Consider the following 19,456-nt stretch of genomic DNA (forward strand, 5'->3'; position numbering starts at 1 on the left):
ATTTAGAGTTGCCCCATGTCCGAAATGCCGTCACGGGTGGAACTGCACCCGCTCACCCTGTCCGACCAGGACGAGTTCTGCTCGCTCGTCCGGGCCAGCGCCGAACTGCACGGGCCGTGGATGCAACTGCCCTCGACCGCCGAGGAGTTCCGGACCTGGATGCGCCGCTTCGACGACGGCCTCAACCTGGGCTTCCTGATCCGCGTCAGGGAGACCGGCGCCGCCGCGGGCACGGTCAACATCAACTCGATCATCCGGGGCCGCTACCAGGGCGCCTCCCTCGGCTACGCGGCCTTCGCCCCGTCCGCCGGGCGCGGCTACATGACCGACGGGCTCACCCTCGCCCTGCGGCACGCGTTCGGCGACCTGCGGCTCCACCGCCTGGAGGCCAACATCCAGCCGGCGAACGAGGCGTCCCTGGCCCTGGCCCGGCGTCTGGGCTTCCGTTACGAGGGGCTGTCGCCCGACTACCTCTACATCGACGGCGCCTGGCGCGACCACGAGCGCTGGTCCATCACCGCGCCGAGCCCGTGGCAGCCCGATCCGTCCCTGCCGGAGGTGTGATCGGCGGCCGGGGCGTCAGGGCGACGGCACCACCCGCGTGGCCGTCACGAGGTCGTGCAGGGCGGCCCGGTCGCGGCGGGTCAGCACCAGCACGATGGAGGCCCCGGCCAGGGCGTACGCCGCGACCAGAAGGGGCATGGCGACGGCCGATTCCGGGTCGCGGACCAGCCGGGAGACCGCCATGTGAGCGCACTGCCACGGAAGCAGCTTCACCAGGGCGCGCGCCACGATCCGCGCCGCGCCGGGCGGCCCCCCGCCGTCCAGCGCCACGACGAGCCCGGCCCGCCGCTTGCCCCACGTGGCCTGCCGCCGCCCCGCCTCCCCCACGACCAGGTACGCCCCGACGGGCAGCACGCTCAGCGCGGTGATCAGCAGGTCGGTGCCGAGGGTGCCGAGCCCGGCGAACCCCACACCCGCGCGACTCAGCGGGACGAACACCCCGGCCAGCAGGATCAGCCAGGCGGCGATCACGAGATAGTCCCAGCCGGCCGCCACCAGCCTCGGACGTAACGCCGTCCGGCCACCTCGCGTCCGCTCCCGCTCGTTCAGCACGGCCTGATCCTCGCACGGCGGCGACCAGGCGGCGGACGAGGGGGGCACCCGCGGCGGCCGGCCTGTTCCGGCGCGCGATCGCGCAGAGCGTGCCGGGCCTGTTCCTCACGCCCGAGCGGGCCGCCCGCGTCACCGCGGCCGTCGTCGAGCGGCTGGGCGGTGCGTCGCCGGCCGAGAGCGCGCCGGAGGAGCTGCTCGCGGCGGGGAGCGCGGTGGCCGCCGAGGACTTCACGGCCTTCCCCGGACGATGGGGACGGCTGGCGTTCGCGTCGGTCCCGTTCATGCCGGTCGTGGACGGCGAGGTCCTGCCCTCCCTGCCGTGGCCGGCCCTGGCCGGGGGCGCCGCCCGGGACGTCGACCTGGTCGTGGGGTTCACCAGGGACGAGTTCGACCTCTTCCTCTCGATGGACGCGGCCACGGGCGACCCCGGCCGGCCCGGCCACGAACCGGAGAAGGCCGTCACCCACGTGTTCGACGTGCACTCCTCGGACGTGGCCGACCCCGAGGCGTCGTCCAGGGCGCTGTGGTCCGCCGCCGGCATCGGCGTCATCGACTGAACGGCGCCCCGGCCCGGCGCCTCGGGGGTTCCCGCCGCGTCCTGGGTCAGCCGGAGGCGTACGTGATGGAGCCGGTCCAGCGGTTGGCCGCGTCCCGGTAGACCTGGAACAGCCCGGTGTCGAAGTACGGGGAGACGCCGGTGTCGTACCGTCCGTCGGCGTCGGTGTCGGCGACGCTGATCGTCAGGCCGGTCAGGTAGCCGGCCCGGGTCTCGGCGTCGTACCCGGTCACCCACGCCGACCCCGGCGAGACCGTGAACGGCGAGTCCACGCCGACGGGCCGGTCCGCGCGCAGGCCGGAGGGCTTCACCGCGAACGTCGGCCCGGTCGAGCGTTCGAGGCTCTGGCCGGTGTACGGGCCGGTGCCGTCGGGGTGGAGCCCGGAGGGGTGGCCGAAGACGTCGGCCGCGGGCGGGAGCGGCTGGTTGGCCGCGATCCCGAGGCCGCCGACGTTGTCGCCGAGGCGGCCGACGGTGGTCAGTGTGTCCGGGGCGGACCGGACGACGCCGCTGTAGACGGTGGCGAAGGCGTAGTCCCGGTCGAAGTCGTGCAGGTCCTCGAAGTCGTAGTGGGTGATGCCCTGCTTGCCGACGTACAGGCCGTAGGGGGTGGCGCCGTCGGAGTAGGCCGGGACGAAGACCCACTTGCCGAGCGCGCCCATCGGGGCCTCGATGTCGAACACGCAGTGGCCCGCGGTGGCGACCAGGTTGCGGTAGTTCGACTGCACCGAGGTGCCGGTGCACCAGTGGGGCAGGCCGTCGCTGCCGATGAAGAACACCTTGCCGGACGTCACGACCTCGTCGCCGGGCGGCGGGTTCTCGGCCCCGATGGGCGGGATGCCGACCGCGGGCCCGTCCGGGACGACGCCGGTGGACAGGCGTTCGCCCCCCGCCGTGGCCAGCACGGTGTACGGCGTGGCGGCCCGCAGGCTGGCGGCGTCGCCGTCGAGCCAGAACCTGGCCACCTCCCGGGCCTTGTCGACGACGGTGGCCAGCGGGACCGTCGCGACGGTGGCGGCCCCCGCGGGACCGGCCACGACGAGGGGCACCAGCAGGCTCAGCGCGGCGGCTGACGCGATCATTGCACGCCTCAAGGACATCTCTCCGTCCGGTAGAGCCGGCCGGAGGACCCGGCCGGCGAACACCAAGATCGTAAGCGCGCCCGGCGGCAGAAGCCCACAAGTTTTAGATCACATGTTCGAAACGGCGCCGAGCCCGGAAACACGTATGGCCCATCACCTGGAGGTGATGGGCCATACGGGAGGGGAGCCGCGCGGGTCAGGAGCGCTTGCGGCCCACCGCGCACAGGTGGTAGTCGCCGTCGATCGGGGACGGGTCGGTGTCGGGGTCGGGGCGCCACTCGCGGGTGTTGACGATGCCCGGCTCCAGGACGTCGAAGCCGTCCAGCATGGAGGCGAACACCGACCGCCTGCGGGCCGTGAACGGCGAGGTCGCGTTGCGGTAGACGGCGCTGACGTCGTCGGCCTTGCTCGGCATGGTGTCGGGGGCGACGTGCGTCAGCACGAGGTGGCTGCCCGGCGGCAGCAGGTCGCGGTAGCGGTGGATGACGCCGACCGGGTCCTCGTCGTCGGTGACGAAGTGCAGCAGCGAGACCACCAGCAGCGCGATCGGCCGGGAGAAGTCCAGCACCTCCGCCGCCCGCTCCATGACGGCCTCCGGCCGCCGCAGGTCACCCTCCTGGACGGTGACGTCGGGCGAGTGGCCGAGCAGGGCGCGGGAGTGGGTGAGCACGACCGAGTCGTTGTCCACGTAGACGATCTTCGCGCCCTCGATCACCTCGTGGACGTGGCCCGCGGTCGGCAGCCCCGACCCGATGTCGAGGAACTGGTCGACGCCCGCCTGCCGCAGGTGACGCACGGCGCGCTGCAGGAAGGCCCGGCTGTTGCGGGCGTCGCCCCTGATCTCGGGGATGATCGACAGCACCTTCTCCGCGGCGGCCCGGTCGGACGCGAAGTTGTCCTTCCCGCCGAGGTAGTAGTCGTACATCCGCGCCACGTTGGGCACCGCGGCGCTGACGCCCGGCGGGACTCGGTCACTCATCATGTGCCAAACCTAGACGATCTAGGGCTGACGTTGGGATGATCTCTGCCATGTTAGGTCTCGACGCCGCGACGGGCATCAGCAGGACCAACCTCTGGGCATGCATGGGGCTCGGGCTCCTCGGCACGGCGGTCATCACGTTCCTGCCGGCCGCCCAGCCGTACCTGCTCACCGACGCGCTGGGGCTGTCCGGCGACGACCTGGGCCGCACGACCGGCTACCTCCAGGTCGCCGCGGAGGCGGCGCTCATCCTGAGCCTGGCCTGGTACGGCGCGCTCGCCGACCGGATCGGCCGGCGGCCGGTCGCCGTGGCGGGGCTGCTGCTGTGCGCCCTCGGCGCGGCGCTCTACCCGTTCGCGGGCAACGTCGCCGTCCTGGTCGCCCTGCGGGTCGTGTTCGCCCTCGGGATCGCCGCCCTGAACGTCACCATGTCCGCGATCACCGCCGACTACGTGCGCGACCGCGCGCGCGGCAAGGCCTACGGCTGGCTCGGCCTGTTCAGCGGCATCGGCGCGGTGATCGCGGTGCTGGTGCTGGTACGCCTGCCGAACATGCTGGAGGACGGCGGCATGGCCCCGGCCACGGCGGCCAGGGTGGGCTTCCTGGTGGTCGCCGGGCTGGTGCTGCTGGGCGCACTGGCCCTGCGCGGCACGCTGGCCCCCGGCCTGGCCACGTCCGTCGAGCCGCCCGCCGGGCGACAGGCCGGGGAGCGGGCCGGGCTGGCGCGGCTGGTCGTCGAGGGCGTGCGGCTGGCCCGCGACCCCGGCGTGGCGCTGTCGTACGCGGCGTCCTTCGTGGCCAGGGCCGACCTGGCGCTGGTGGCGAGCTTCCTGTCGTTGTGGATCGTGGACCACGCCAAGGCCGTGCGCGGCATGTCGGCCACCGAGGCCCTGGCCAAGAGCGGCGCGATCGTGGGCATCGCGTACATGGTGATCGTGGTGGGCGCGCCGCTGTTCGGCTGGCTCGGCGACCGGATGCGGCGGCAGGACGTGGTGATCCTGGCCCAGGCGCTGGCCGGGGCCGCGTACCTGTCGACGCTGCTGGTCAGCGACCCGCTCGGGCCGGGGATGATGCTGGTGGCGGCGGCCGTCGGGCTGGGCGAGATCGGCGTCATCACCACGGCGGGCCCGCTGCTGGCCCAGCAGGTGCCGGCCCGCTACCGGGGCTCCAGCTTCGGCGTCCAGACGCTCTGCGGCGCGATCGGCATCTTCGTCATCTCCGGCGTCGGCGGCTGGCTCTACGACCTGTGGCGGCCGGCGGCCCCGTTCGCGCTGGCGGGCGCGTGCGGCCTGCTGGTCGCCCTGTTCGGCCTGGCCGTCCGCCGCCGGGTGACCCCGGTCCCCGAGTCCGTCCCGGGGGCCGTGCCCGCGGCCTGACGAAGGACGAGGGCGCCCCGAACGAAGCAGGCGCCCTCGTCACTGTCAGGCGACCAGCCGGCGGTCGGCCGCCCGCACCGTCTCCCGGACGACGCGGCAGATGCCGGCGATGTGCCCCGCGTCCACCGTGGGCCCGGTCGGCAGGGACAGGACGCGGGCGGCCAGGCCCTCGGCCCGGGGCAGCGGCAGCGGGAAGTGCCGGGCCGGGTCCGACCGGTACGGTTCCACCTGGTGACAGATGGGCGAGAAGTACCGGCGCGCGTGCACGTTCTCCACGAGCAGCGCTTCCAGCACCACGTCCCGCGAGACGCCGGCGACGGCCTCGTCCACCTCGATGACCAGGTACTGGAAGTTGGCCCGTTCGCCGGGCGCCTGGCCGCGCACCACGACGCCCGGCAGCCCGGCGAGCAGTTCCTCGTAGACCCGCTGGTTGCGCCGGTTGGCCTCGACGATCGTGTCGATGGCCTCCAGCGAGGTCAGCCCCATGGCCGCGTGGAACTCGCTCATCCGGGCCACCGTGCCGGCCCCGGAGATCTGCCCGGCCGCGTCGATGCCCTGGTTGCGCAGCTCCCTGACCCGCGCGGCCAGGTCGTCGTCGTCGGTGACGATCGCGCCGCCCTCGACGCTGTTGACGAACTTGGTGGCGTGGAAGCTGAAGATCTCGGCGTCCCCGGACGTCCCGATCGGCCTGCCCCGGTAGGTGCAGCCGAGCGCGTGCGCCGCGTCGAACAGCAGGACGAGCCCGTGCTCGCCGGCCAGGCGCTCCAGCGCGTCCACGTCGCACGGGTAGCCGAAGACGTGCACGCCGAGGATGCCGCGGGTGCGCGGGCCGATCAGGCGCTCGACGTGGTCGGGGTCGGCGTTGCCGGTGATCTCGTCGGAGTCGCAGAAGACCGGGACGATGCCGATCCACTCCAGCGCGTGGGCGGTGGCCACCCACGTGAAGGAGGGGACGATCACCTCGTCCCCCGGCCGCAGCCCGGCGGCCCTGGCCGCGATCTGGATGCCGGTGGTGGCGTTGCAGGTCGCCACGGCGTGCCGGGCGCCGGTCAGGTCGGCCAGGCGCGCCTCGAACTCGCGCACCAGCGGGCCGTTGTTGGTCAGCCAGAGCCGGTCGAGCACGCCGCCGAGCCGTTCCAGCAGGCGCGCCCGCTCCCCCGCGTTCGGCCGGCCGACGACGAGGGGCTCACCGGAGGCCATCGCCGGCCCCCTCCTCGCGCACGCCGACGAACAGCCCGGGGCTGTTGGGCCGGCCGTCGGCCAGCTTGAACGCGGGCCGGAACTCGGCCCGGCAGCCCGCCTCGGCGAACGCCTCCAGGTACTGGTCGCAGGTGAACAGGCTGGAGTACAGGACCTCGGCGAACTCCTTGAAGCCCGAGGCGTCGGCGACCCTGAACCGCACCTCCAGCCGGCTCTTGCCGCCCTCCCTGCGCGAGTGCGTCATGCGGGAGATGACGAGCCCGTCCTCCACCAGCGTGTGGCCGCCGACGTGCCCGTCGAGGAAGTTCTCCGGGAAGTACCAGGGCTCGACGACGAGGACGCCGCCGGGCGCCAGGTGGGCCGCCATCCGGCCGACGGCCTCCACCAGCTCGTCGTAGGAGCCCAGCTCGCCGACGGCGTTGCCCATGCAGGTCACGGCGTCGAAGGTGCGTCCGAGGTCGAAGCTGCGCATGTCGCCGGCGTGCAGCGGCACGCCGGGCAGCCGCCGTCCGGCGACCTCCCGCATGTCCGGCGACAGCTCGACCCCTTCGACGTGGTCGAAGAGCTTGGCGAAGGTCTCCAGGTGCGCGCCGGTGCCGCAGGCGACGTCGAGCAGCGAGGCCGCGTGCGGCGACCGTTCCCTGATGATCCTGTCGAGCTCCCGGGCCTCGCCCTCGAAGCTCTTGCCGCGGCTGCGGAAGACGCGGTCGTAGTACTCGGCGTGGTCGGATCCGTATTCCATGCAGATCTCCTTCAGGCCACCGCCGGGACGGGCTCGGCCGTCACGACCCTCGGCTGCGGGATGGGGATGATGAACTTGCCGCCGCGGCGCAGGAAGTCCCGCTCCTTGGAGATGATCTCGTCGGCGTAGTTCCAGGCGAGCAGCAGGTAGTAGTCGGGCTGCTGGTCGCGGGCCTGCTCGGGCGAGCGGCACGGGATGCGGGTGCCAGGCAGCAGCCTGCCGTGCTTGAGGCTGGTGGTGTCGCTGCAGAAGCGCACCTCGGCGGGGCCGAGCCGGCAGAACTGCAGCAGGGTGGTGCCCTTGGAGGGCGCGCCGTACCCGGCGACGGTCAGGCCGCGGCCGGCCAGGTCGCGCACGAGGTCGCCGATCTCCTTGATCACCTGGTGGGCGCGCTCGGCGAAGGCCAGGTAGGCGTCGTCGGAGTCGAGGCCGCTCTGCCGCTCCAGCGACAGCAGCCGGTCGACGGAGGGGCGGGTGGGGTGGGCCGAGCCCTCCCTGGCGGCGAAGACGACGATCGAGCCGCCGTGCACGGCCGCCCGCTCGACGTCCACGATGCGCAGGCCGTGCCGCCGGAACAGGTGGCCGAGGGTGGTGACCGAGTAGTACGACAGGTGCTCGTGGTAGATCGTGTCGAACTGGTTCTCCTCCAGCAGGTCCAGCAGGTACGGGACCTCGATCGCGACCAGCCCGTCGGGGGCCAGCACGGCGGTGGCGCCGTCCAGCACGTTGTGCACGTCGTCGATGTGGGCGAAGCACTGGCGGCCGAGCACCAGCTTGGCCTCGCCCTGCTCGGCGTGGATGCGGCGGCCCTGGTCGGCGCCGAAGAACTCGGGCAGCGTGCGCACGCCGCGGGCGTTGGCGATCTCGGCCAGGTTCTCGGCCGGGTCCACGCCGACGACGCGCTGCCCCTGCTCCTGGAAGAGCGCGAGCTGCAGGCCGACGTTGCTGCCCAGCTCGACGACCAGCTCGCCCGGCGCGAGCCCGGCCCGGCGGGTGCACCAGCCGGCGATGCGCCGCATGTGGCCGGTCATCTGGTCGGACTCGGAGGTGACGTACACATAGTGCCGGAACAGCACGTCGGGCCTGATCACGTGCCGGATGGCCATCAGCCGGCAGTTGCGGCACACGATGACGTCCACGGGGTAGGCGGGCTCCTCGGCCGGAAGGTCGGCGGGGTCGAGGAAGCCGTTGGCCAGCGGCACGGACCCGAAGGAGGTGACCTCCAGCCAGTCGTCGCGCCCGCAGACCCGGCACGTGTCAAGACGTCGGACAATGTCCTGCATGGCTTCTCCTCATGATCTTCAGTGGGCGGCCACGGCGAGCTCGCGGTGCTTGAGCGGTTCCCACCAGGACCGGTTGTCCCGGTACCACGCGACGGTCGCGGCCAGCCCGGTCTCGAAGTCGACCGACGGCGCGTAGCCCAGCTCCCGCTCGATCTTGGAGATGTCGAGGGAGTAGCGCAGGTCGTGCCCCGGCCGGTCGGGGACGTGCTCGACCATGTCCCAGCCCGCCCCGCACGCCTCCAGCAGGCGGGCGGTCAGCTCCAGGTTGCTCAGCTCGCTGCCGCCGCCGATGTGGTAGACCTCGCCGGCCCGGCCGCGGTCGAGGACCATGCGGATGGCCCGGCAGTGGTCGGAGACGTGCAGCCAGTCGCGCCGGTTGCCGCCGTCGCCGTACAGGGGCACCCGGCGGCCTTCGAGCAGGTTGGTGACGAACAGCGGGATGACCTTCTCGGGGAACTGGTAGTGGCCGTAGTTGTTGGTGCAGCGGGTGATCACGACGTCCAGGCCGAGCGTGCGGTGGAAGGCCAGCGCGAGCAGGTCCGAGCCGGCCTTGGAGGCCGCGTACGGCACGTTCGGCGCGAGCGGCGTCTCCTCGGTCCACGAGCCCTCGGCGATGGAGCCGTACACCTCGTCGGTGGAGACGTGCACGAAGCGGCCGACGCCGTGCCGCAGGGCCGCCTCCAGCAGGGTCTGGGTGCCCAGCACGTTGGAGCGCACGAAGCCGGTCGCGCTGACGATCGACCGGTCGACGTGCGTCTCGGCGGCGAAGTGCACGATCGCGTCCTGCCCGGCCACCACCTCGTCGGCCACGAGCGGGTCGGCGGTGTCGCCCTGCACGAAGCGCAGCCCCGGGTGGCCGGCCACCGGGTCGAGGTTCTCCAGGTTGCCGGAATAGGTGAGCTTGTCCAGGACGGTGACCCGCGTGCCCGGCGAGTCGCGCAACGTGGCTCTGACGAACTCCGAGCCGATGAAACCGGCGCCGCCGGTGACCAGGATCCGCAACTGTCCGCCTCCTGTCTGAGGGGTCGACGGCTACCGGGCGGCGGCGGTCAGCCGCTCCAGCTCCGCGACGATGTCGGTCGGGCTCGGCGTGGCCAGCCAGTCCTCGTGGATGGCGGCCGCGCCCTTGGTGAACGAGGGGTCATTCAGCACGCGCAGCAGCTCGTCGCGGATCTCGGCCGCGGACTGCGTCTGGTGGTTGATCCGCACGCCGGCGCCGCGCGTGGTGACGTACCGGGAGGTTCGGGTCGAGGTGAGCTGCTTCTGGCACTGGAGCTGCCAGTCGATGCCGTTCTCGACGGGGGTGCCGACGAGCCGGTTGTGCTCGTCGGTGTCGCAGACGACCTGCGGGACGTTCATGGCCGAGGCGGCCGCGAAGGTGCCGATCGAGCCGTGGTGGATGATCGCCGAGCAGGTCGGCAGGAGCTGGTCGAGCGGCACGTAGTCGAACACGCGCACGTTGGCGGGCAGCGGGCGGTCCAGGTCGAGCAGCTGGTTGGCGTCCAGGGTGGCGACGACCTCGGCGTCCAGGCCGTCCACGGCCTCCATCAGCTTGGCGGTGCGGCCCCAGTCGCCCTTGAAGAACGTGCGCATCGACACGCCCAGCGAGATCGCCACCCGCGGCCGGTCCGGCGGTCGCCGCAGCCACTCGGGGACGACGCTCGCCCCGGTATAGGGGACGTACCGGACGGGCAGGCGGTGCACACCGGGGGTGGGCAGGCTCATCCCGGGCGGGAACGGGTCCACCGTCCAGTCGCCGAGCAGCAGGTTGTCGTCGACGGTCACGCCGTACCTGTCGGCCAGCGGGCCGATCACCCCGGTCATGGGGTTCCGCTCGCCGCTGCCGGCGAACTTCTCCGTGGCCCAGGCGGTGTAGTCGGGGGCCAGCAGCGTACGGGCGTGGGCGGCGCCGCAGACCCGGGCCGCCACCGCGCCGCACGGGAACCACGGGTCCCACAGGACGAGGTCGGGCCGCCACTCGCGGGCGAACTCGACGACGGCCCGCACGTCCTGGCGGGGCTCCGGCGGATGGTAGTTGCGCATGGTCAGCAGCGCGAAGTGGTAGAAGACATCCCAGGGCGGGCGTTCCGCCTCGGTGATGCCGAGCGCGGCGACCAGGCGCTCCGACTCCTCGATCGTCGGGATCAGGCCGGCGAACCCGGGGTAGCCGCGGTCGTGCACCGACAGCGGCTCCGGCGCGCCGCAGGAGACCGCGGTCAGCCCGGCCGCGTTCACCGACCGGTGGAAGTCGGGCACCGAGACCCCGGTGTCGACGCCCGGCGGGGCCGCCACCACCACCTGGTGCCCGGCCGCCTGCAAGGCCCAGGCGTAGGGCACGATCGGCAGGAAGTGCGCCGTCGCGGGGAAGACGGTGAACATCACGCGCATGGCGATCACTCCAGAGGCGAGTCGGGGGCGGCCAGGCCGGCGCGCAGGATCTCGCCGAAGTCGGCCACCATCGTCGCGATCGTGCTCTCGGTGAACAGGTTGCTGTTGTAGGCGAAGTTGCCGAAGATCTCGCCGGAGGGGGCGATGTCGAAGGTGAGCAGCGCGCCGTCGGGGATGTCGGTGCCGTTGGGCTGGTCCAGCAGGCGTTCGCGGACCTCGGCGATCTCCAGGTCGCCGACGCGCTCGCCGTCCATGCCGGTGGCGAACTGCCAGACCTGCAGGGCGCACAGCGCCTTGCTCTCCAGCGCGGCGTCGGCCATCAGCTCGGGCGCCTCGGCCACGATCTGCAGGAACGGGATCTCGTTGGCGTAGGAGTCCATGCAGGTGCGCCGGGAGCGCTCGACGACCTGCCGGAAGGTGGCGCAGCCGTCGAGGCCGGTGCGCAGCGGCAGGAAGTTGAAGAACGGCCCCACGGTCTCCTGGAACTCCGGCTGCCCGCGTCCGGAGCTGATCACCGGGACGACCAGGTCGGTGGCCCCGGTGATCCGGCTGAGCAGCACGTTGTAGGCCGCCAGCAGCACCATGAACGGCGAGCTGCGCATCGTCCTGGCGTAGCTGATCACCCGGGCGGAGACGTCCTTGGGCAGGGAGAACCGGTGGACCGGGCAGACCTTGGCCAGCCCGGCCGACCTGGCGTGGTCGGTGGGGACGGCCAGCATGCGCGCGCCGCGCAGCCGCTCGGCCCAGAAGTCGCGGGCGGCCTGGGTCTCGGCGCTGCCGGCCTGCTCCTGCTGCCGTCCGGCGTACTCGTGGTAGGGCCGGGGCTCCGGCAGCGGCGGCACGGCGTGGCCGCGGCGCTCGGCGTAGCGGGTGACGATGTCGCGGATGAGCAGCTGCATGGACCAGCCGTCGCCCGCGGTGTGGTGCACGATCAGCGCGAGCACCGCGTCCTCGTCGTCGAACCGGCCGAGGATGCCGCGCAGGTGCGGCAGCTCCTGAAGGCTGTAGGAGCCGGCCTCGACCTCGGTGAGCAGTTCCTCGGCCCGCAGCGTGCGCTCCTCGGGGGCGGCGGCCGGCAGGTCGACCACGAGCAGCCGGGCCGGCGCGGACGGCTGCCGCACCTGGTACGCCTCCCCCTCCCCCCGGGTGATCGTCATGTTGAGCGCGTCGTGCCGGTCGGCGACGTCGTCCATGGCGAGCTGGAGGGTGTCGACGTCGATGCGGCCGCGCAGGCGCCAGCCGACCACGATGTTGTAGCGGGCGCTGAAGGGCCCCTGGGCGTCGCCCTGGTCGAACAGGCGCAGGAAGTGCTGGGTGTAGGACAGGGGGTACCGGATCGCCGGCGGGGAAATGGTCATGCTGCCGCCTCCGTGCGGGCATCGCGTCGGCCGCTGCGCTGGAGCTCCACGGCCCGGTAGAGGGCGCTGATGTTGCCGCTGCCGAAGCTGCGGGCGCCCAGTCGCTCGATGAGTTCGAAGAAGAAGGTGTCGCGGGGGTGGGTGGAGCGGGCGAAGATCTGGTAGAGCTGCCCGTCGTGGTCCTCGTCGACGAGGATGTCGAGCCGGGCCAGGTCCTCCAGCCGGTACTTCACCGGCCGGACCCGTTCGGCGAGCAGGCTGTAGTAGACGTCGGGGGCGGTCAGGAACTCCACCCCGCGAGCCGCGGTGCCCTCGACCGCGGCCACGATGTCGGCGGCGGCCAGCGCCAGGTGCTGCACGCCCGCGCCGCCGTGGTCGCGCAGGAACTCGTCGATGTGGCCGGGCGTCCTGGTCACGTCCGGCTCGATCAGCGTGAACGTCACCTCGCCGCCGCGGCTGCGGACGACCTTGGTGGTCATGGCCTGCGAGCCGACGGCGATGCGCTCGGCGAAGGTGAGGTCGAAGCCGAGCACCCGCCGGTACCAGCCGACGGTGGCGTCGAGCTCCCCGGCCGGGACGCACACGGCCAGGTGGTCCACCTCCTGCAGCCCGAGTGCGGAGCCGCCCGGCCGCGGCCCGGTGTCGCGGAAGCCGGGCAGCGCGCGTTCCTCCGCTCCGGCCGGGCGCTGCACGAACGTGTGCAGCACGTCGCCGAAGCCGTGGATGGCGGCCGTGACGAAGCCGTCGCGGCCGACGGGGGCCGAGACCGGACGGGCGCCGCGCCGCACCGCCTCGTGGTAGGCGGCCGCGGCGTCGGGCACGCCCAGCGCGATGTCGGACACGCCGTCGCCGTGCCGGTCGAGGTAGCCGGCGCCGGGGTGGTCGGCGGCCAGCGGCTGGGTGAGCACGAACCTGATCCGGTTCGCGCCCAGGGCGGCCGCGCGGGCCCGGTCGTCCTGGGCCGTGGCGTAGGCCGCCAGGCCCAGGGAGCCGGTCAGCCGGGCGGTCTCGCTCTCCAGGTCGCCGACGTAGAAGCCGATGTGGTCCAGGCGCAGGTCGTCGAAGATCGTCGTGGTGGTCATGGGCTATCCGGCGTCCGTCCGGACGGCGATACCGCGCGGGCGCAGGTCCGTCCAGTGGGTGGTGACGTACTCGGTGCAGGCGTCGCGGACGGCGGGGCCGAAGGCGACCTCCCACCCCGCGGGCACGTCGGCGAAGGCGGGCCACAGGCAGTGCCGGCCCTCGTGGTTCACCAGCACGCGGAAGGCCGCGTCCCGGTCGTCGAATGGGTTGCTCATCTCGTCCCTCTCACTGGGTGCGTGCGCCGGCCTCTAGCCACTCGTCCAGGCCGGCCACGCTCGCCGCGTCGAACAGGTCGCCGATGGACAGGTTCACGCCCAGCGCCGCGCGGATCCGGCTGACCAGCCGCATCGCCAGCAGCGACTGGACGTCCAGGTCGAAGATGCTGTCGTCCACGCCGACCCGTTCGACGCCGAACACCTCGGCGAACACGGTGCACAGGACCTCCTGGCGGGGGTTCTGCGGCGCGCGGTAGGCCGAGCCGGGCTCGGTGTCGGGGTCGGGCAGGGCCGCGCGGTCCACCTTGCCGTTGGCGGTCAGGGGCAGCGCGTCCAGCACGACGAACGCCGTGGGCACCATGTAGTCCGGCAGCGACGTGCGCACGTGGGCGCGCAGCGCGGCGGGGTCGGGGGCCGCGGCGGCCGGCACGACGTAGGCGACCAGGCGTTTGTCGCCCTGCCGGGACTGCCCGGCCACGACGGCGACGTGCGCCAGCCCGGGATAGGCGGCCAGCACGGCCTCCACCTCGGCCAGCTCCACCCGGAAGCCCAGGATCTTGACCTGGTCGCCGGCCCGCCCGATGAACTCGATCTGCCCGTCGTCGTTCCGCCGGACCAGGTCACCGGTGCGGTACATGCGCTCGCCGGGCCCGCCGAACGGGTCGGCGACGAAGCGCTCGGCGGTCAGGTCGGGACGGCCGTAGTAGCCCCGGGCCACTCCCCTGCCGGCGATGTACAGCTCGCCCTCCAGGTCGCCGGGGACCGGGCTGAGGCGGTCGTCGAGCACGTAGAGCCGCACGTCCCGCATCGGCCCGCCGACCGGCACGCTCGTGCCCAGCTCGGTCCCGGCGGTCAGGGGCGCGTGGGTGGAGAACAGGGTCACCTCGGTCGCGCCGTACATGGCCCGCACGGTCGTCCCCGGGCAGGCGGCCAGCACCTGGCGGACGGCGGCCGGGACGATCACGTCGCCGCCGGTGAGCACCTCGCGCACGCCGGCCAGGCAGTCCGCCCCTTCCTCGGCCACGACGCGGAACAGCCCGGCGGTCAGGTGCAGCCCGGTGATCCGCTCCTCGCGGATCAGCCGGCGCAGGGTGTCGAGGTCCGGCTCGCCGGGCGGAGCCACGACGATCGTGCCGCCGTGCAGCAGCGGCACCCACAGCTCGTACGTCGAGACGTTGAAGGCGTACGGCGCGACCATCAGGACGCGCTCGTGGGCGCCGGTGTCCCAGCAGGGGTCGAGGGCCAGGCCGAGCACGTCCCAGTGGGTGACCGCGACACCCTTGGGGTGCCCGGTCGAGCCCGAGGTGTAGATGACGTAGGCCAGGTCGTCCGGGCCGGTGGCCACGCCGGGGTCCGTGGCCGGCTGCGTGGCGGTGGCGGGGTCGTCGTCGGCGAGCAGGGTCGCGGGGGCGGCCGGCAGGCCCGCGGCGGCCTTGGCGCGGTCGGCGACCAGGACGGGCGTCCCGGACGAGTCGACGATCCACTGCCGGCGGTCGGCCGGGTAGGCGCTGTGGACGGGCAGGTAGCAGCCGCCCGTCTTGAGGATCGCGAGGAGCGTGACGACCAGCTCGGCCGAGCGCTCCATCAGCACCGCGACCGGCGTCTCGGGGCCGGCGCCGAGCCCGCGCAGGCGGTGGGCGAGGCGGTTGGCGCGCTCGTCGAGCTCCCGGTAGGTCAGCCGCACCGGGCCCGCCGACACCGCGACCGCGTCGGGCGTGCGCCTGGCCTGCTCGGCGACGTGTCCGTGCACAGTTGTAGGCGACATCAGCGGGTTCCTCAGTCGTCGTGGAAGATGGCGTGGATGCCGGAGACGCCCGAGAGCATCGTGGCGAAGTCGATCTTGCGGGGGCGGAGCTTGCTGGGGTCGAGGGTCTTCTGCGCCCTGTCCCAGTACTCCTCCTTGTGCTTGGTGCGGTCGTAGAAGAAGCGCACGAAGTCCAGCAGGGAGTCCAGGAACTCGCGGTAGTCCTTCTCGTAGCGGGCCAGCACGGCCTCCTCCGAGGCCGGGTCGTTCAGGATCTCGTCCACCGCGCCGGCCAGTCCGTGGGCGCCGCGCAGCGCCAGGCCGACGCCGGTGGACAGCAGCGGGTCGATGAAGGCCGCCGCGTCGCCCACCAGGGCCCAGCCGGGGCCGTGGAAGCTGGTGCAGGTGTAGGACCAGTCGCGGATGCTGCGGAAGCCGCTGACCCGGGTGGCGCCCTCGGTCAGGGCCCGCACCTCCTCGGCGGCGGCCAGCTCCGAGGCGTACAGGTCCTCCAGGCTCTTGCCGGACTTCTTGTACTCGTCGATGGGGGTGACGTAGCCGACGCTCACCGTGCCGTCGTGCAGGGGGATGAACCAGAACCAGCCCGCGGGGCGGTTCTCGGTGACGGTGTCGCCGAAGCGCGTGCCGCCGTAGCGCTTGCAGCCCTGCCAGTACGACCAGACCGCGATGTTGCGCAGGTCGTCGTGGTACTCGATGAGGTCGAAGCGGCGGGCCAGCAGGTGCTGCTGCCCGGTGGCGTCGATCAGCAGGCGGCAGCGGGCGGTGCGCTGCTCGGCGTCACCCTTCACCGTGTACGTGACGCCGGTGACGCGGTCGCCGTCGAACACCAGGTCCTTGACCGTGGCCTCCTCGAACACCGTCGCGCCCAGCTCCCTGGCCCTGGCCAGCAGGAGGGAGTCGAAGTCGGCGCGGCGCACCTGGTAGGCGTACTCGTAGTTGGACGCCTCGGCGAAGCGGAAGTCCCAGGTGCCCTGGTTCCTGCCCCACAACAGGGTGCCGCCGTACTTCTTGACGAACCCCATCTGGTCGAGCCTGTCCTTCAGTCCCAGCTCCTCCAGCGTGGGCATGGACCCCGTGATCAGCGACTCGCCGATGTGGTAGCGCGGGAACTTCTCCCGCTCCAGCACCAGAACCCGGTGGCCGCGCTGGGCCAGCAGTCCCGCCGTACCCGAGCCGCCAGGGCCTCCGCCGATCACGACAACGTCGAACTCGTCATGAGTATTGATCACCGTGCTCCTCCGTTTCGCCGCTCTGCGACTCGCAGTCAGGGTCACATTCACGTCGCGGGGCCCACATCCTTTGAATTGCTGTCTGAGCTGACGAAACACCGCATTTCACAAGATGTGCGGCGGGGTGGCCGCGTTCACCATGAGGCGAATGAGAACGGTCATCAGCGTCTGGATCGCCGAGCATCCCCTGCCGGACTACCTGGGCCCGATCAGGAGGATGGCCGCCGACTTCGAGGCCGCGCACCCGGACCTCCGGATCGAGATCACCGGGCACGGCTTCCGCGAGCTGCCCGCCGAGGTGGCCCGCGCGGCCGGCCGGGGCGAGCCGCCGGACCTGGCGGAGTACTACGCCACGGCCACCCGGCTCGCGCTGGACACCCGGTCGCGGTCCGGCGCGCCGCTGTTCACGCCGATCGAGCGCGCCGTCGGGGGGCGCGCGGAGATCCTCGGCGAGCCGGTCGTGCTCGCCGACCTCGAACCCGCCGTACGCGGCCACTACACCTACCGCGGCGAGCTCGTCGCCGCGCCCGCGACGGCGACCACGGCGGTGCTGCTCACCAACGCCACCCTGCTCCGCGCGGCCGGGATCGACGCGCCGCCGCGGACCTGGGAGGAGCTGGAGCACGCCTGCGCCGCCGTACGGGCGCTGCCCGGCGGCCCGCCGCACGGCGTCTCCTGGGCCAACCACGGCTGGCTGTTCCAGCAGGCCCTGGCCGGGCAGGGCGGCCTGCTGGCCGACCACGACAACGGCCGCGCCGGCCGCGCCGGACGGGTGGACCTGGCCTCCAAGGAGCTGCTGGCCTACGCCGCCTGGTGGCGGCGGCTGCACGCCGAGGGCCACTACCTGCGCGCGGGCGAGCCCGGTGACTGGGGCCCGGCGCTGGGGGCGTTCCTGGGGCGGCGGGTGGCGTTCACCATCGCGTCCTCGGTGGTGGCCGGCATGATCGCCGAGCGCGGGCGGGAGTCCGGCTTCGAGGTGACGGCGAGCCCGCTGCCGCACAACGAGACCCTGCCGCGCGCCGGGCACCTGGTCTCCGGCCAGGCGCTCTGGCTGACCGACGGGCTGCCGCCGGAGCGGCGGGACGGCGCGCTGGCGTTCGTCCAGCACCTGCTGAGCGCGGGCAACGCGGCGCGGTGGCACCGGGAGGCCGGTTTCCTGCCGGTCACCCGGGCCGCGGCCGGCCTGCTGGAGGAGGAGGGCTGGTTCGAGCGGCACCCGGTGCACCGGGCCGCGACCGCCCAGCTCCGCGCGGCCGACGGCTCCCCCGCCGCGCTGGGCGCGGTGCTCGGGGACTTCGCCGGGATCCAGGACCTGATGACGGAGGCCATGGCCCGGGTGCTGGACGGCGCCGACCCCGACGACTGCTTCGCCGAGGCGTCGGAGCGGGCTCAGGGCCTGCTCGACGCCTACAACGCCGACTGCCTGGACGGGCGCACCCCGCGGCGCCTGTCCGTGGGCTGAACCACCGCCGCCTTCCGGGCGGCGGCACCGCTCCCACGGCATCCGCCCGTGAAGTGAGCACTTCAGAAGAAGACCGTGCCGGCTGGCGATGCCACGCTCGGACATGGCGATGGGAGTTCCCGTATGTTAAGCCGACGGCGCTTGATCGTTCTCGGTGGCCTGGCAGGAGGCGCCGCGCTGACCCCGGTGTCCCGCGGGCTGTTCGGCGAGCCGGAACAGCAGGCGCAGCAGCAGCACATGATGCGCATGCACGACCACGGGGGCCGGGTCCCCGCGGTCCGCACCGGCGCCACCGCGGCGCCCTTCAGCGTCGCGATGCCGGTGCCCCCGGTGCTGGCCCCCGTGGCCACCCTGCCGGGCATCGACTTCTACCGGCTGTCCATCCAGCAGGCGGCCACCGAGATCCTGCCGGGCGTGAGCACGCCCGTGCTGACGTACGGCGGCCAGTTCACCGCTCCGACCATCCGCGCCCGGCAGGGCCGCAGGGCGCTGGTCACCTTCGACAACAGGCTCGGCCACGAGGCGAACGTGCACCTGCACGGCGGCCGCGTGCCGGCGGCCAGCGACGGGTACCCGATGGACCTGATCGCCGACGGCAAGTCCAAGACCTACGACTACCCGAACGCCCAGGCCGGCGCCACGCTGTGGTACCACGACCACACCCACCACATGGAGGCCGAGCACGTCTACCGCGGCATGCACGGCTTCTACCTGGTCGAGGGCGCCGACGAGCAGCAGCTCGGCCTGCCGTCCGGTGCCTACGACGTGCCCATCCTGCTGCGCGACGCGCTCTTCGACGACCAGGGCGGGCTGGTCTTCGACCCGGCCGACCCCTACAACCGGCCGACGCTGATCGCCAACGGCAAGGCCCAGCCGTACTTCAAGGTCGCGGCCCGCAAGTACCGGCTGCGCCTGCTCAACGGCTCCACGCACCGGATCTTCGAGCTGTCGCTGAGCAACGGCGCCCAGATGACGCAGATCGCCACCGACTGCGGGCTGCTGGCGGCGCCGGTGCCGACGTCCAAGCTGGTGCTCTCCTCGGGCGAGCGGGCCGAGGTCGTGATCGACTTCGGCGCGTTCCCGCTGGGCACGCAGGTGACGCTGGAGGACGTCAGCGGATCCGTGCTCCGCTTCGACGTCGTACGGCGGGCCATCGACCGCAGCCGCGTGCCCAACCAGTTGCGCGCGATGGTCCCGCTGGCCGCCGCCACGCAGACCCGGCAGCTCACCCTCAGCCTGGACCCGGTCAACATCCAGGCCCTGATCAACAACAGGGCGTTCGACGCCAATCGGGTGGACATGCAGGTCAAGCGGGGAACCAGCGAGGTCTGGGAGGTCACCAACTCCGACACCAACGTCGGGGGCTCGGGCTTCGGCGTCCCGCACAACTTCCACACCCACCTCGCCCAGTTCCGGATCCTGGACCGCGACGGCACGCCGCCGCAGCCGGGCGAGGCGGGATGGAAGGACACGGTGCTCATCCAGCCGGGCGAGACCGTGCGCTTCCAGGCCAGCTTCGGCGACTACCTGGGGCGATACGTCTACCACTGTCACATGTTGGAGCACTCGGCCATCGGGATGATGGGCCAGATGGAGATCGTCAACTAGTTCCTCAAGGAGGA

17 protein-coding genes and 1 pseudogene are annotated in these 19,456 nt (G+C 72.8%); 5 read left to right on the plus strand and 13 right to left on the minus strand.

Translation table 11 applies throughout. The features are described 5' to 3' along the window. Positions 1-15: 15 nt before the first annotated feature. Entirely contained in the window at positions 16-564 is a 549-nt protein-coding gene (locus ABZ444_RS24240) for a GNAT family N-acetyltransferase (protein ID WP_358000861.1), read from the plus strand. A 15-nt stretch (positions 565-579) separates the two neighbouring features. Here ABZ444_RS24240 and ABZ444_RS24245 read toward each other — a convergent pair whose 3' ends face one another. Beyond that, entirely contained in the window at positions 580-1,116 is a 537-nt protein-coding gene (locus ABZ444_RS24245) for an RDD family protein (RefSeq protein ID WP_358000864.1), read from the minus strand. A gap of 59 nt (positions 1,117-1,175) precedes the next feature. Here ABZ444_RS24245 and ABZ444_RS24250 point away from each other — a divergent pair. Next, positions 1,176-1,673 (plus strand): annotated as a pseudogene (locus ABZ444_RS24250) (carboxylesterase family protein); the annotation flags it as partial. A gap of 46 nt (positions 1,674-1,719) precedes the next feature. Here the strand turns inward: ABZ444_RS24250 and ABZ444_RS24255 are convergent. Both ABZ444_RS24255 and ABZ444_RS24260 read right to left on the minus strand, forming a co-directional pair. After that, a complete protein-coding gene (locus tag ABZ444_RS24255) occupies positions 1,720-2,754 on the minus strand; it encodes a hypothetical protein (protein ID WP_358000867.1) in 1,035 nt (344 codons plus the stop codon). Positions 2,755-2,950: 196 nt separating this feature from the next. After that, the gene (locus tag ABZ444_RS24260; RefSeq protein WP_358000870.1) at positions 2,951-3,736 is read right to left on the minus strand and encodes an SAM-dependent methyltransferase; all 786 of its coding nucleotides are present in this window, start codon (positions 3,734-3,736) and stop codon (positions 2,951-2,953) included. A 47-nt stretch (positions 3,737-3,783) separates the two neighbouring features. On the opposite strand from ABZ444_RS24260, the gene ABZ444_RS24265 reads away from it, so the two are divergent. Then, positions 3,784-5,109, plus strand: a complete 1,326-nt coding sequence (locus tag ABZ444_RS24265; protein WP_358000873.1) for an MFS transporter — start codon at positions 3,784-3,786, stop codon at positions 5,107-5,109. A 45-nt stretch (positions 5,110-5,154) separates the two neighbouring features. Here the strand turns inward: ABZ444_RS24265 and ABZ444_RS24270 are convergent, their stop codons facing one another. The 10 genes from ABZ444_RS24270 to ABZ444_RS24315 are packed head-to-tail and all read right to left on the minus strand — an operon-like array spanning position 5,155 to position 16,372. Next, positions 5,155-6,309, minus strand: a complete 1,155-nt coding sequence (locus tag ABZ444_RS24270; RefSeq protein WP_358000876.1) for an aminotransferase class I/II-fold pyridoxal phosphate-dependent enzyme — start codon at positions 6,307-6,309, stop codon at positions 5,155-5,157. Next, entirely contained in the window at positions 6,296-7,051 is a 756-nt protein-coding gene (locus ABZ444_RS24275) for a methyltransferase domain-containing protein (RefSeq protein WP_358000878.1), read from the minus strand. Before ABZ444_RS24275 ends, ABZ444_RS24270 begins: the two co-directional genes overlap by 14 nt. 11 nt (positions 7,052-7,062) lie before the next feature. Then, a complete protein-coding gene (locus ABZ444_RS24280) occupies positions 7,063-8,334 on the minus strand; it encodes a class I SAM-dependent methyltransferase (protein ID WP_358000880.1) in 1,272 nt (423 codons plus the stop codon). Between the two features lie 18 nt (positions 8,335-8,352). After that, positions 8,353-9,336, minus strand: a complete 984-nt coding sequence (gene rfbB, locus ABZ444_RS24285; protein WP_352327799.1) for a dTDP-glucose 4,6-dehydratase — start codon at positions 9,334-9,336, stop codon at positions 8,353-8,355. Between the two features lie 30 nt (positions 9,337-9,366). Beyond that, a complete protein-coding gene (locus ABZ444_RS24290) occupies positions 9,367-10,722 on the minus strand; it encodes a nucleotide disphospho-sugar-binding domain-containing protein (protein WP_358000883.1) in 1,356 nt (451 codons plus the stop codon). 5 nt (positions 10,723-10,727) lie between these two features. Continuing rightward, positions 10,728-12,080: a condensation domain-containing protein gene (locus tag ABZ444_RS24295; RefSeq protein ID WP_358000886.1), complete on the minus strand. Its 1,353-nt coding sequence runs from the start codon at positions 12,078-12,080 to the stop codon at positions 10,728-10,730. Beyond that, positions 12,077-13,162, minus strand: a complete 1,086-nt coding sequence (gene hppD, locus ABZ444_RS24300; protein ID WP_358000889.1) for a 4-hydroxyphenylpyruvate dioxygenase — start codon at positions 13,160-13,162, stop codon at positions 12,077-12,079. The genes ABZ444_RS24295 and hppD overlap by 4 nt, the downstream gene beginning before the upstream one ends. A gap of 3 nt (positions 13,163-13,165) precedes the next feature. Beyond that, complete coding sequence (locus ABZ444_RS24305; RefSeq protein WP_358000892.1) at positions 13,166-13,378, minus strand: MbtH family protein; 213 nt, start codon at positions 13,376-13,378, stop codon at positions 13,166-13,168. A gap of 10 nt (positions 13,379-13,388) precedes the next feature. Further along, positions 13,389-15,143, minus strand: coding sequence for a non-ribosomal peptide synthetase (locus ABZ444_RS24310; RefSeq protein WP_358000895.1), 1,755 nt, complete (start codon positions 15,141-15,143; stop codon positions 13,389-13,391). 11 nt (positions 15,144-15,154) lie between these two features. Next, positions 15,155-16,372 carry an NAD(P)/FAD-dependent oxidoreductase gene (locus ABZ444_RS24315; protein WP_358000897.1) on the minus strand — a complete coding sequence of 406 codons (1,218 nt, stop codon included), beginning with the start codon at positions 16,370-16,372 and terminating at the stop codon, positions 15,155-15,157. Positions 16,373-16,520: 148 nt separating this feature from the next. Between ABZ444_RS24315 and ABZ444_RS24320 the strand changes: the two genes are divergently transcribed. Both ABZ444_RS24320 and ABZ444_RS24325 read left to right on the plus strand, forming a co-directional pair. Next, the gene (locus tag ABZ444_RS24320) at positions 16,521-17,834 is read left to right on the plus strand and encodes an extracellular solute-binding protein (RefSeq protein WP_358000900.1); all 1,314 of its coding nucleotides are present in this window, start codon (positions 16,521-16,523) and stop codon (positions 17,832-17,834) included. A gap of 141 nt (positions 17,835-17,975) precedes the next feature. Then, positions 17,976-19,442: a multicopper oxidase domain-containing protein gene (locus ABZ444_RS24325; protein WP_358000903.1), complete on the plus strand. Its 1,467-nt coding sequence runs from the start codon at positions 17,976-17,978 to the stop codon at positions 19,440-19,442. The last annotated feature ends 14 nt before the right edge of the window (positions 19,443-19,456 follow it).

The organism is Nonomuraea sp. NPDC005730 (genome assembly GCF_040630865.1).
Lineage (GTDB): Bacteria > Actinomycetota > Actinomycetes > Streptosporangiales > Streptosporangiaceae > Nonomuraea.